This window comes from Marivivens donghaensis, from assembly GCF_011806565.1.
GTDB classification, from domain to species: domain Bacteria; phylum Pseudomonadota; class Alphaproteobacteria; order Rhodobacterales; family Rhodobacteraceae; genus Marivivens; species Marivivens donghaensis_A.
In genome coordinates this window covers 187608-200159 of record NZ_JAATOP010000002.1, presented here as the reverse complement: position 1 = coordinate 200159, position 12552 = coordinate 187608, and the positions used below count along the sequence as shown (strand labels likewise).

At 59.5% G+C, this 12552-nt stretch carries 14 protein-coding genes and 3 tRNA genes; 11 read left to right on the top strand and 6 right to left on the bottom strand.

Annotated elements, in window-relative coordinates; all coding sequences use genetic code 11:
• Nucleotides 1–60: 60 nt before the first annotated feature.
• Nucleotides 61–684, bottom strand: a complete 624-nt coding sequence (locus HCZ30_RS03845) for a ribonuclease HII (RefSeq protein WP_167636484.1) — start codon at nt 682–684, stop codon at nt 61–63.
• Nucleotides 685–778: 94 nt separating this feature from the next.
• Nucleotides 779–1312: a hypothetical protein gene (locus tag HCZ30_RS03840; protein ID WP_167636482.1), complete on the bottom strand. Its 534-nt coding sequence runs from the start codon at nt 1310–1312 to the stop codon at nt 779–781.
• Between the two features lie 156 nt (nt 1313–1468).
• Between HCZ30_RS03840 and HCZ30_RS03835 the strand changes: the two genes are divergently transcribed.
• Together HCZ30_RS03835 and HCZ30_RS03830 are read left to right on the top strand one after the other, a co-directional pair.
• A complete protein-coding gene (locus HCZ30_RS03835) occupies nt 1469–1744 on the top strand; it encodes a hypothetical protein (RefSeq protein ID WP_167636480.1) in 276 nt (91 codons plus the stop codon).
• Complete coding sequence (locus HCZ30_RS03830) at nt 1716–2420, top strand: winged helix-turn-helix domain-containing protein (RefSeq protein WP_322743290.1); 705 nt, start codon at nt 1716–1718, stop codon at nt 2418–2420. Before HCZ30_RS03835 ends, HCZ30_RS03830 begins: the two co-directional genes overlap by 29 nt.
• A 9-nt stretch (nt 2421–2429) precedes the next feature.
• Here HCZ30_RS03830 and HCZ30_RS03825 read toward each other — a convergent pair.
• Nucleotides 2430–2506: transfer RNA gene (locus tag HCZ30_RS03825), tRNA-Arg, on the bottom strand.
• Nucleotides 2507–2624: 118 nt separating this feature from the next.
• On the opposite strand from HCZ30_RS03825, the gene HCZ30_RS03820 reads away from it, so the two are divergent.
• Complete coding sequence (locus HCZ30_RS03820; protein ID WP_167636478.1) at nt 2625–3650, top strand: LacI family DNA-binding transcriptional regulator; 1026 nt, start codon at nt 2625–2627, stop codon at nt 3648–3650.
• Here the strand turns inward: HCZ30_RS03820 and pcaQ are convergent.
• Complete coding sequence (pcaQ, locus tag HCZ30_RS03815) at nt 3647–4564, bottom strand: pca operon transcription factor PcaQ (RefSeq protein ID WP_167636476.1); 918 nt, start codon at nt 4562–4564, stop codon at nt 3647–3649. The two genes, HCZ30_RS03820 and pcaQ, sit on opposite strands and share 4 nt — an antisense overlap.
• A gap of 123 nt (nt 4565–4687) precedes the next feature.
• Here pcaQ and pcaH point away from each other — a divergent pair, with 123 nt between their 5' ends.
• From pcaH to HCZ30_RS03785, 6 genes are all read left to right on the top strand, one after another.
• Complete coding sequence (gene pcaH / locus HCZ30_RS03810) at nt 4688–5410, top strand: protocatechuate 3,4-dioxygenase subunit beta (RefSeq protein WP_167636474.1); 723 nt, start codon at nt 4688–4690, stop codon at nt 5408–5410.
• Nucleotides 5411–5413: 3 nt separating this feature from the next.
• Nucleotides 5414–6019, top strand: coding sequence for a protocatechuate 3,4-dioxygenase subunit alpha (pcaG, locus tag HCZ30_RS03805; protein WP_167636472.1), 606 nt, complete (start codon nt 5414–5416; stop codon nt 6017–6019).
• 144 nt (nt 6020–6163) lie between these two features.
• On the top strand, nt 6164–7591 hold the full coding sequence (locus HCZ30_RS03800) for a circularly permuted type 2 ATP-grasp protein (protein ID WP_167636471.1): 1428 nt from the start codon (nt 6164–6166) through the stop codon (nt 7589–7591).
• A gap of 4 nt (nt 7592–7595) precedes the next feature.
• Entirely contained in the window at nt 7596–8537 is a 942-nt protein-coding gene (locus HCZ30_RS03795) for an alpha-E domain-containing protein (protein ID WP_167636469.1), read from the top strand.
• Nucleotides 8534–9337: a transglutaminase family protein gene (locus HCZ30_RS03790; protein ID WP_167636467.1), complete on the top strand. Its 804-nt coding sequence runs from the start codon at nt 8534–8536 to the stop codon at nt 9335–9337. Before HCZ30_RS03795 ends, HCZ30_RS03790 begins: the two co-directional genes overlap by 4 nt.
• A 12-nt stretch (nt 9338–9349) precedes the next feature.
• Nucleotides 9350–10087, top strand: coding sequence for a proteasome-type protease (locus tag HCZ30_RS03785; protein WP_167636465.1), 738 nt, complete (start codon nt 9350–9352; stop codon nt 10085–10087).
• Nucleotides 10088–10128: 41 nt separating this feature from the next.
• Here HCZ30_RS03785 and HCZ30_RS03780 read toward each other — a convergent pair.
• Together HCZ30_RS03780 and HCZ30_RS03775 are read right to left on the bottom strand one after the other, a co-directional pair.
• Nucleotides 10129–10204: transfer RNA gene (locus tag HCZ30_RS03780), tRNA-Lys, on the bottom strand.
• A 101-nt stretch (nt 10205–10305) separates the two neighbouring features.
• A tRNA-Lys gene (locus tag HCZ30_RS03775) sits at nt 10306–10381 on the bottom strand.
• Between the two features lie 93 nt (nt 10382–10474).
• Here HCZ30_RS03775 and dapF point away from each other — a divergent pair.
• Both dapF and mtaB read left to right on the top strand, forming a co-directional pair.
• Complete coding sequence (gene dapF / locus HCZ30_RS03770; RefSeq protein ID WP_167637060.1) at nt 10475–11287, top strand: diaminopimelate epimerase; 813 nt, start codon at nt 10475–10477, stop codon at nt 11285–11287.
• Nucleotides 11284–12537, top strand: a complete 1254-nt coding sequence (gene mtaB, locus HCZ30_RS03765; protein ID WP_167636463.1) for a tRNA (N(6)-L-threonylcarbamoyladenosine(37)-C(2))-methylthiotransferase MtaB — start codon at nt 11284–11286, stop codon at nt 12535–12537. Before dapF ends, mtaB begins: the two co-directional genes overlap by 4 nt.
• Nucleotides 12538–12552 lie beyond the last annotated feature (15 nt).

The following is a 12552-nucleotide window of genomic DNA, read 5'->3' as shown; positions in this document are numbered from 1 at the left end:
GCTAAAATGGGGCAGAGAAGGAGCGGTGTCAAAAGCTTTATTGAATCAAGAGCTTACGTTTTACTCTTGATACAAGATATTGTGGACGGGCTTGAAGGACCGTCTATGAACCGGCGTGACGCCAAATTCTCTAAGCGCAGCAAGGTGTTCTGACGTTCCGTAACCCGCATTACGCTCCCAACCGTAGCCCGGATACTGTTGCGCCAAGTCCACCATCAAGCGGTCTCGGCAGATTTTCGCGGCAATCGAAGCGGCCGCAATCGACACAGACAGCGCGTCACCTTTCACGATCGCTTCGGCTGCCATGGGCAGTGCTTTAGGGATGCGGTTGCCGTCGACGAGCACATGATCGGGCTGCACCGAAAGGCCTTCTACCGCACGAACCATCGCGAGGTGCGAAGCGTGGTAGATGTTGATCTCGTCAATCTCCTCGACCGTGGCGTGGGCAATCGACACCTCGGCCACGTCGAGCAACGCCTCCAGCGCGGCATTGCGTTGCTTCGCGTTCAGCTTTTTTGAATCGTTCAGGCCCTCGGGCACTTTTTCCAGATCCAGCACCACGGCGCAGGCTGTGACCGGTCCACAAAGCGGGCCGCGCCCAACCTCATCCACACCAGCGATACGCAGAAAGCCGCGCTCTCGCGCGGCCAGTTCGAAACTCAGATCGGGAACAGTCTTGGTCATGCCTTCTGATAGATGGGGCAGAGGGCTGTTGGAACCCCCTGCCCCGCTGGCGGCGCGCTATCGGGGTTTCGCGCGCCTCCTCCCTGTCAGGAATTTACCTGCGCAACATGTTGAAACCATAGCTGCTCAGGCAGTCCGGATCGAACCCATAGTGTTCGTCACGAACCCCGCGCACCTGACGTGCGCAGTTTCCGGGGAGCCGCGTGATCTGCACGCGGTTCTGTTGGAGGCATTCGGAAGTGTAGATCGACACCGGACCGTTGTAGGTCGGAACGCCTTGCAGACATTGTGCAGGCAGGGCGCGGGTCAGCTCGGACGGATGGTTGTCGTTCCAACGGCCGTTGTTTTCGCCATGATTGTCCCAGCGGCCGTTATTGTCGCGGTCATTGTGACGGGTGTAGTCGTTACGACGTTCCCAGTCGCGGTGATCATCATTTTCGACCGCTTCCGGCGCGGGCGGCGTGTCGTCTTTTTTTGACAGCGCAGTCCCGACAAGCGCAAGGAACGTGAGCCCGACGATCAGCTTACCGATGTCATCGTTATTATGGCTATTCGCCGTCTGCGCTGCGGCAGGGTTGGCAAGGGAAAGAGCGGCAGCAACCAGGCCGGCAATGAGAGCGTTACGCATGTGGACCTCCTCCGTGGCATAGATGCGCCGCGTCGTGCAGCGCTTGCCACGGTGATCGGCTCAAAGCGCCCTGTCAGACAATAACGCGCCTTTGAAAGGCATCTGGCGCGAAGTGTTATTGAATAGCTGCCCCTGCTCTGTTCATTTAAGTGCATCATGAAACACATACTTCCCATCGTTCTGGCACTGTTCGGCACGGCGGCTCAGGCCGATTGCTACGCCGACTACAAAGCCAAGCAGGACGACCCGCTGCGCTTGCAGTACGGGGTCGCTCAGATCAACGGCGCCTGCGAAATCGAGGCCGCCGCAAACGAACTGGCTCCGCGTCTTGAAGGTGCGGGCTGGATACTGCTGAATATTGTCAGCGTGTTCGACGAGAACGGACTGGAAGAAAGGCGCGATAGTGCAGGCGAAAATTTTCTCCGCTTCTGAATCGCTGAAGGCAGGTAACCGCGTTGTGGTTGCGGGCATTTCGGCAGTTGTTCTGGTCCTCGTTCTGGCAGCCGTCGTGCTGTTCGCGAACCTTCCCGATGCGAACGCGTTCAACGCCCGCGTCGAGCAGCTGTTCATCCAGAATGACGACCTGACAGCGCAGGCCGAACTCAAGTTGCTGGAAATCCTCGCCCAGTCCGGAACGGCCTTTCAGGACACGCTTGCATCCTACCGCTTCGTCATATTCGTACTGTTCGTTTTTGCGACCGCGCTTCTGATCGCGGCCGTCGCCTTCCTCGTGATGCTGATCGAGATGAACCGCCGGATGAGCAAGATCGAGCGCGCAGGGATCGAGATCAACTCGCTCGTCATCAGCCGCGACCAGAACACGGTCACGCTCAATGACTTCGAATTCAAACTGACCGAGGCCTCCATCGAGACGCTCGCCGTTCTGGCAGAGGCGCGTATGGACGACGAGGTGATGTCCGGCCTCCAGATCGAAGCCGTCATTTCTGGCCGTGATCCGTCCGACTGTGACGAAGCTGCGGGTGCCACGCGGATCAAACGTCTACGCGATACGCTCGGCAACCAGATGATTAGCGAACTACTCGTGAAAAACATCGCCCGCCGCGGCTACATGCTCGCCATCGATAAGGACGTCATCCGCATGACCTGATGTGGGCGATGGTGACCCCGACAGGATTCGAACCTGTAACCTGCCCCTTAGGAGGGGGCTGCTCTATCCAGTTGAGCCACGGGGCCATCGCCGCACTGATTGCCCAAGATTGAGACGAAGGTCAATCTTGTCTCATTGCGTGGTTGGATTGGTACTGTATGAGGTGATAGTTAAAGAAAACGTGACACTCTCAAAGGTAGCACCTTGAAACCTACGAACCGCCGCCCCCTGACTCTGCGTGATGTTTCCGAAGCTTCGGGCGTCAGTGAAATGACCGTCAGCCGCGTTCTGCGTAACAAAGGTGACGTGAGCGAGGCGACCCGCCTGCGTGTTCAGGAAGCTGCCAAGCGTCTGGGCTATGTGCCGAACAAGATCGCGGGCGCTCTAGCGTCGCAGCGTGTGAACCTTGTGGCAGTGATTATTCCAAGCCTCGGCAACATGGTTTTCCCCGAAGTGCTCTCGGGTATTTCGGACGTTCTGTCGGGCACAGACCTTCAGCCTGTTGTAGGCGTGACGGACTATACCCCTGAAAAGGAAGAGAAAGTCCTGTTCGAGATGCTGTCGTGGCGTCCGTCGGGCGTGATCATTGCGGGTCTCGAACGCTCCGAAGCGTCGCGCGCCATGCTGGCGCAGGCAGGTTGTCCCGTTGTCGAAATCATGGACGTGGACGGCGAGCCTGTGGACGCGTGCGTCGGCATTTCGCACCGCCGTGCTGGCCGCAAGATGGCCGAAGCGATCCTCGAGAACGGGTTCAAGCGTATCGGCTTCCTCGGTACCAAGATGCCGCTCGACCACCGTGCGCGGAAGCGTTTCGAAGGCTTCACCCAGACGCTTGCGAAGGCGGGTCTGGAGATAGCGGATCAGGAATTCTACTCGGGCGGTTCCGCGCTGGCCAAAGGCCGCGAGATGACCGAAGCGCTCCTGAAGCGCACGCCTGACCTCGATTTTCTGTACTACTCGAACGACATGATCGGCGCGGGCGGCCTGCTTTACCTGCTGGAAAAGGGCTACGACGTACCGGGTCAGATCGGCCTTGCGGGCTTTAACGGCGTCGAATTGCTCGACGGTCTGCCGCGCAAACTGGCGTCGATGGATGCCTGCCGCCGCGAAGTTGGTGAGCGCGCCGCAAAGATCATTGCCGACCGCGTGGCCGATCCCGATGCGGATGAGGGCCTCGTGATCGAACTCACCCCGAAACTGCACCCCGGCGAGACGCTGAATCGGATCTAACCGATCCCGAGCGACGCCAGCGCCCGATTGACCGCCAGCCGGAACATGCGTTCGGCTGGTGTTTGTTCTGTTTCGGGACGAGACATCAGGCCAACAGGCCCGCGCGTCAGCGACGTGTCCAGTGGCAAACGGACCAAGCGGCCTTCGGCGACCTCATTGGCGACCACGCCAGCCGAGATGATCCAGACCGCGTCGGAATTCCTCACATAAACCCGCCCATAAGCGCCCGAGACCGTTTCGATGCGGTTCTGCGGCTCACTAATAGCGTGCGCGAGGAAGTATCGCTGCACGAGCGGCAGGATCGCGGACCCCGGAGACGGGTAGACCACCTGCCATTCGTCGATCCGTTCAAGCCGCGGGTCATCAAGGATCGGATGGCCGGGACGCACGACAAAATCGACCTGCTCGTTGTAAAGCTGGGTGAATGACACCTGCGCCATGCTCTCGGGCGAACCGAGGCGACCAATGACCAGATCCAGTGCGCCCTGCCGCAGACGATCCACCAGCACACCATGCTGACCGTCTATAATCCGCAGCACCACATCCGGCGCGATCTGGGTGAATTCTTGCGCCACAACGGGCATGAGCCAAGCCGCGACCGATGGCAGCGCGCCGACGATCAGCACCTGTTTTCCGCTATCGCCCGACTGCGCGACGCTGTCGATGCCCTGCTGGATCGCTCCGACGCTCATCTCTGCGAACTGTAGGAAGACCTCGCCCTCGCGGGTCAATTCCACACCCGCCCGACTGCGCGTCATCAGCGCTTTGCCGAGGATATCTTCCAGCTCTTTCAACGTCTTGGAAATCGCAGGCTGCGTGAGACAAAGGCGGTCGGCGGCCTGCTTGAGGCTCTGCATCCGCGCAATTTCCACGAAGCACTGGATGTGACGGAATTTGATCCTGCGGTCGATCATTTACTTTCCGATTCTGGAAATCATAAACTTCATATCGTCATTTTACTTTCCAAAAGCAATCAGTCACGATCCCTCAACACCCGAGGAAGTGACTGAAGCGCCGCGAGCGCTGGAGGAGGACAGATGAAATCTGGGTATTATCCCCGCGACCTGAATATGCACCCGCCCGCATACACGCCGGGGTATCGGACATCGGTCCTGCGTTCCCCGCAAAAGGCGCCCATCGGCTTTGATGGCTCGCCGACCGAATTCACCGGTCCGACCTTCGGTCATTCGCTAATCGGCGAGCTGGATAACAACCTGATCCTCAACTTCGCCCAAGCGGGGGAGAGCGCCATCGGTGAGCGTATCATGGTCCACGGTTATGTCCTCGACGAAGAGGCCCGCCCCGTGCGCAACACGCTGGTCGAATTCTGGCAGGCGAACGCCGGTGGCCGCTATCGCCACAAGAAGGACACCTACCTCGCGCCGCTCGACCCGAACTTTGGCGGTTGCGGTCGCACGATGACCGACGAGAACGGCTACTTCCACTTCTTCACCATCCGTCCGGGTGCCTATCCGTGGCCGAACGGCAAAAATGACTGGCGCCCCGCTCACATCCACTTTTCCGTCTTCGGCGCGGCATTCGCCCAGCGCCTGATCACCCAGATGTACTTCGAAGGTGACCCGAACATCGCGCTTTGCCCGATTGTGAAAACGATCCCTGACGAGGACGCGATCGACCGCCTGATTGCGCGCCTCGATATGCACAACTCGCGTCCGCACGACATGCGTGCCTACCGTTTCGACATCGTTCTGCGCGGCAAGCGTTCCACCGTTTTCGAAAACCGTAAGGAAGGGAACTAAGCCATGCCTTATGCACCGAAACTCAAAGAATCCGCATCGCAGACCGCTGGTCCCTACGTCCACATCGGCTGTATGCCGAACACCACGGGCATCCACACGATCTTCGACACCGACCTTGGCTCGACGATGATTACGGGCGATGCCAAAGGTGAGCGTGTCAACATCGAGGCCGTGATTTTCGACGGCTCGGGCACGCCGGTCAAAGACGCGATGGTCGAAATTTGGCAGGCCGACGCGAATGGTGTTTTCCCCTCGCCCGAAGATGGCCGCGAAGCCGATCCGCACTTCACCGGCTTCGGTCGCCAGCACGCGGACCATGATACCGGCGTCTTTAAGTTCGAGACGATCAAACCGGGCGCTGTGAGCGTCGACGGCAAGACCTACGCTCCGCACGTTCTGATGTGGATCGCGGCGCGCGGCATCAACCTCGCCCTCGCGACCCGCGTTTATTTCGATGACGAGACCGACGCGAACGAGGCCGACCCGTTCCTGTCCCGCATCGAACTGAAGTCTCGCGTGCCCACCCTGATCGCAAAGCGGGACGGAAACACCTATCGCCACGAGATTCACCTGCAAGGGCCTGACGAGACGATCTTCTTCGATCTCTGATAGGTTGAGGGCGCCTTCGGGCGCCCTTCGCATTTAAGAATGCACGTACACAAATCGCCCAAGTTTTCAGCGGAAAAGTGATTAATGACTGCCAGATCACAGTCGTCGGTTGTGTATCCGTGCACAGCTAGTCATTCTGGTCTTATGAACGACCGCGTCAATTTCGATGAAATGTGGGGCAGCGGGCAAGAATCGATCCGTGATCCCTACGCAGATTTCAATAACTGGTTTCAGGACGAAAATCCGTCCAGATTACGTAAAAAACAGCGCGAGGCGGATGACCTATTCCGGCTCACGGGCATCACATTCAACGTCTATGGACGTGCAGAAGCCGCAGAGCGGCTGATCCCCTTCGACATCATTCCGCGCATCATATCCGGCCGCGAATGGAGCCGCCTGTCCCGTGGGATCGAGCAGCGTGTCAGGGCGATCAATGCCTTCTTGCATGACATCTATCACCGTCAGGAGATCGTGCGCGCAGGCCGCATTCCGGCAGAGATGATCTCCAAGAACGTCGCGTTCGAGCCCAAGATGATCGGCGTGACCCCTCCGGGCGGCGTCTACACCCACATTGTCGGCATCGACCTCGTTCGTACCGGCCCCGATGAATTCTACGTCCTGGAAGATAACGCGCGGACGCCCTCTGGCGTGAGCTATATGCTCGAAAACCGCGAGACGATGCTCCAGATGTTCCCCGAGCTGTTCAGCCGCAACCGCGTGCAGCAGGTGTCTAACTATCCCAAGATGCTCCGCCGTTCGCTGGCGGCCTGTGCGCCGAACTGCGCTGGTGATCGCCCTCGCGTTGCTGTGCTGACGCCGGGTATCTTCAACTCCGCTTACTACGAACACAGCTTCCTTGCCGACAAGATGGGCGTGGAGCTGGTTGAAGGTCACGACCTTCGCGTGGTCGATGGCCGCGTGCAGATGCGGACGACCGAAGGCTATCAGCCGATCGACGTTCTGTATCGCCGCGTGGACGACGAATTCCTCGATCCGCTGAACTTCAACCCTGAGTCGGCGCTCGGTATTCCGGGCATCATGGACGTCTATCGCGCTGGCAATATCACCATCGCGAACGCGCCCGGTACGGGCATCGCCGACGACAAAGCGATTTACAGCTACATGCCTGATATCGTGGAGTTCTACACGGGTGAAAAAGCCATCCTGAAGAACGTCCCGACGTGGCGCTGTAACGATCCCGAAAGCCTGTCATACGTGCTCGACAACCTCGAAGACCTCGTTGTCAAAGAGGTCCACGGCTCGGGCGGCTACGGAATGCTCATCGGGCCGACTGCGACGAAGAAGGATATCGCCGAGTTCCGCAAGAAGCTCAAAGCGCGCCCTGGCAACTACATTGCCCAGCCGACCCTGTCGCTCTCCACCGTACCGACGTTTACGCGCACCGGCCTTGCGCCGCGCCACGTTGACCTGCGTCCCTTCGTGCTCGTCAGCCCCGATAAGGTCGATATCACACCGGGTGGCCTGACGCGCGTTGCGCTCAAGAAAGGCTCGCTCGTCGTGAACTCGTCCCAAGGCGGCGGGACCAAGGACACTTGGGTTCTGGAGGAGTAACGCGATGCTGGGAAAAACTGCGGGCGGACTCTACTGGATGTTCCGCTACCTTGAACGGTCCGAGAATACCGCGCGCCTGATCGAAGCGGGCCAGCGCCTGTCGCTCACCCGCCCGTCGGGTGAGGACGAGTGGTCCAGCGTGCTCGAAACTGCCGCGATGCACTGGGGCTATCAGGCGGCGTACGGCGCCGATTACACCCGCGAACAGGTCATCGACTGGATGCTCCGCGACAAGGATAACCCGTCGAGCGTCCTGAACCTGATCTGTATGGCGCGTAACAACGCGAAAACCGTGCGCACCGCCCTCACCCGCGAAGTCTGGGAGGGTGTGAACGAATGCTACATGGTTCTGTGCAACAAGCTCGCCCGCAAGGTGGCTGAGCGCGATCTGCCGGAAGTGCTCCAGATGATCCGTCAGCGAACCGCCTACGTGCGCGGCGCGACCCACGGCACCATGCTGCGCAACGATTTCTACGACTTCTCGCGTATCGGAACGTTTGTGGAGCGTGCCGATAATACCGCACGTATCCTCGACGTGAAGTACTACGTGCTGCTGCCCTCCGCGATGTCGGTCGGCTCCTCGCTGGATAACGTCCAGTGGCAGACGATCCTGCGTTCGGTGTCGGCAGAAGGCGGTTTCCAGATTTCTTACGGGCAGGACCCCCGCCCCCGCGAAATCGCGCAGTTCCTGATTCTGGATAAGCGTATGCCGCGCAGCCTGTCGTTCTGTACGGACAAGATCCGCGATAACCTCGGGTATCTGATGGCAGACTACGGCACGCGCCTGAAATGCCACGACATGGCGGACAAGCTCGCTCTGCGGACCATGCAGCGATCAATCGACGAAGTGCTCGACGACGGTCTTCACCAGTTTATTCAGGAGTACCTCAAGAGCGTGGCCGAACTCGGCAACCAGATCGAAGTCGATTACAGGTTCTACGCATGACCCAGAAACTGCACATCATCCATCGCACGACGTATACCTACGATCAGCCGGTGCCGTTCGGTCTCCAGCAGCTGCGGGTAACGCCGAAAGGCACACGCAACCAGACGGTGCTAGACTGGGACATTCAGGTCGAAGGCGGCAAGGTCGAGTTGTCTTACGAGGACCACCACCAGAACCACGTCACGCTGGTCAGCTTTGAACCGAACACCACCCAAGTCACGCTGGTGAGCCAAGGTGTGGTCGAGATCGTGGACACACACGGCGTCTACGGTCCGCATTCGGGTAACGCGCCAAGCTGGCTGTTCGAAAACCAGACCCCGCTCACCAAACCGGGTGCCGGTTGCCGCGCGATTCTGTCCAAGACGGATGGCGAGGTCGGCACGCTCGACTGGCTCCATGCGCTGTCGGCCGCAATTCTTGACGCTGTGACCTATGAAACGGGTCGCTCCGACGCGATGACGACCGCCGAAGACGCGATCAGCGCGGGCCATGGTGTCTGTCAGGACCACACGCATATCTTCCTCGCGTGCTGCCGTCATGCGGGTGTGCCAGCGCGGTATGTGTCGGGTTACCTGCTGATGGACGACCGCATCGAACAGGAAGCGACACATGCATGGGCAGAAGCACTGGTGCCGAGTCTCGGCTGGGTAGGATTCGATATATCGAACGGTATTTCGCCGGATACACGGTATGTAAGGGTCGCAACCGGACTAGACTATAACGACGCGGCACCTATATCGGGCACTCGGTTCGGTGGTGCGAGTGAAGAACTCGTTGTCGAACTTCAGGTGCAACAATAAAGGCGTCCGGCAATGACCTACTGCGTAGGAATGCGGCTCAATAACGGTCTGGTATTCATGTCGGACACGCGCACGAACGCGGGTGTCGATAACATTTCGTCGTTCTGCAAGATGCGGACGTTCTCCGAACCGGGGGAGCGCTTCATCACAATCCTGTCAGCAGGCAACCTCGCGACGACGCAGGCCGTCATCTCCAAACTCGAAGAGCGCAACAAAGCGCCCGAGGATCGCGCCCCTTCGATCATGGAAGCGCCGACCATGTTCCAGATCGCGCGTCTGGTGGGCGACATGCTCAAAGAGACAATCGCCGAGAACGCCATGACCGGCCAGCGCGCCGATGCGGCCTTCAATGCAACGCTGATTCTCGGCGGGCAGATCAAAGGCTCCGAACCGCGCCTGTTCCTAGTCTACCCCGAGGGTAATTTCGTCGAAGCCAGCGATGACACCCCGTTCTTCCAGATCGGCGAGACCAAATACGGCAAACCGATTCTCGTTCGCGCGTTCGAGCCGGACATGACGTGGGAGCAAGCGACCAAGCTGCTGCTGGTGTCGTTCGATTCGACAATCAAGGCGAACCTGTCGGTTGGCCTGCCGCTCGATCTGCAAGTCTACGAAACAGATACGCTCCAGCAGGGCCTCCGCCGCCGGATTGCCGCCGATGACGCATCGTACCACGCCATTTCGAACGGCTGGGGGACGGCGCTGAAATCAGCCTTTGATTCTCTACCGGACATCGATCTGAACAACTGAAACGAAAAAGACGCCCCGAGGGGCGTCTTTTTTCATTGAAGTGGTGAGCCGCACAGGATTCGAACCTGTGACCCACTGATTAAAAGTCAGTTGCTCTACCAACTGAGCTAGCGGCCCACTATGCGCGACTTCTATGTGTCGGTCGCGGAGGCGTCAATTCGATAATTGACGGTCTTGTAACAAAAAAGACGCCTGCGAGAGGCGTCTTTTTGAGTAAGTGGTGAGCCGTGCAGGATTCGAACCTGCGACCCACTGATTAAAAGTCAGTTGCTCTACCAACTGAGCTAACGGCCCACTGTGGGGCGCCTTCTATGTATCTCCGCGAAAAGGGTCAACCCGCAAATGCCGTCTCTGGAATATTTTTTCGGCGGCGCTTATATGGCCCCCATGCGCGCAGAACAGAACACCGGCCTGCCCTTCATGAAAATGCATGGGTTAGGCAATGATTTCGTAGTGATAGACGAACGCGAACTCGGCACCGTCGTGACCGAGTCGCTGGCTATTGCCATGGCCGACCGCCACTGCGGGATCGGCTTCGACCAGTTGGCCACGATCCACGAAGGCCGCGAGTCGGACATGCATCTGGTGTTCTGGAATTCCGACGGCTCCCAGTCTGCGGCTTGCGGCAATGCCACCCGCTGCATCGCCCGTTGGGAAATGGACCGCACTGGCAAGACCGAGCTGGCCATCACCACAGACCGCGGCACGCTCTATGCGCTCGACGCAGGCGATGGCCTGACCTCGGTCAACATGGGCCAGCCGCAGCTGGACTGGCACGAAATTCCGCTCCGCGAGGAAATGGATACGCTAGAGCTGCCCATCGACGGCAAGCCCACCGCGACCGGCATGGGCAACCCGCACTGTACGTTCTTCGTGGACGACGCCGAAGCGGTCGACCTGATGACCCTCGGCCCGAAGTTCGAGCACGATCCGCTTTATCCCCAACGCACCAACGTCCAGTTCGCCTCCGTCGTCAGCCCCGACCATCTCCGTATGCGGGTTTGGGAACGCGGCGCTGGCCTGACGCTGGCCTCCGGCTCGTCCTCCTGCGCAACCGCTGTCGCTGCCTCCCGCCGTGGCCTAACGGGCCGCAAAGTGCGCATCGACCTTGACGGCGGTACGCTGCATGTCGACTGGCGCGAGGACGGCGTCTGGATGACCGGCCCGACCGCTCATGTCTTTGACGGAGTATGGAAATGAAGCCGCCCGTATTCTCGACCCTCGGATGCCGTCTGAACGCATACGAAACCGAAGCCATGAAAGACCTCGCCAAGCAGGCAGGGGTCGAAAACGCTGTGGTCGTGAATACCTGCGCCGTGACCTCCGAGGCCGTCCGCAAAGCCAAACAAGAAATCCGCAAACTCCGCCGTGAAAACCCCGATGCGACGCTGATCGTCACCGGTTGCGCCGCGCAGGTCGAGCCTGAAACCTTTGCTTCGATGCCCGAAGTGACCAAGGTCATCGGCAACACCGAAAAGATGAACCCCGCCACGTGGCAGGGCATGGCACCGAACCTGATCGGCGAGACCGAGGCCGTTCAGGTCGACGACATCATGTCTGTCACCGAAACCGCAGGCCACCTGATCGACGGCTTCGGCACCCGTAGCCGCGCCTATGTTCAGGTCCAGAACGGTTGCGACCACCGCTGTACCTTCTGCATCATCCCCTTCGGCCGCGGCAACTCGCGTTCCGTTCCTGCGGGTGTTGTGGTCGATCAAATCAAACGCCTTGTGGACAAGGGCTATAACGAAGTCGTTCTGACTGGCGTCGACCTGACCTCTTGGGGTGCTGACCTGCCCGCCACGCCGAAACTCGGCGATCTGGTGATGCGCATTCTGAAACTTGTGCCCGACCTGCCGCGCCTGCGGATTTCGTCCATCGACTCGATCGAAGTCGACGAAAACCTCATGCAGGCCATCGCGACCGAGCCGCGCCTGATGCCGCACCTGCACTTGTCGCTCCAGCACGGTGACGACCTGATCCTCAAACGGATGAAGCGCCGCCACCTGCGCGACGATGCCATCCGTTTCGCGGAAGAGGCCATCAAACTGCGCCCCGATATGACCTTCGGCGCGGACATCATCGCTGGCTTCCCGACCGAGACCGAAGAAGCCTTCGCAAACTCGATGCGCCTCGTGGATGACTGCCACCTGACCTGGCTGCACGTCTTCCCCTATTCGGCCCGCCCTGGCACCCCAGCCGCGCGGATGCCGCAGGTGAATGGCAAAGCCATCAAAGACCGCGCCGCCCGCCTCCGCGCCAAAGGTGAAGAAGTCGTCGCCCGCCACCTCGCTGCTCAGGTCGGCAAAACCCATCACATCCTGATGGAAAACGACCGCATGGGCCGTACCGCGCAGTTTACCGAAGTCCTCTTCGACACCGATCAGCCCGAGTCGCAGATCATCGAAGCGGTCATCAAAAGCATTGACGGCAATCAGCTTCGCGCCTGATCTTCATTCTGACCC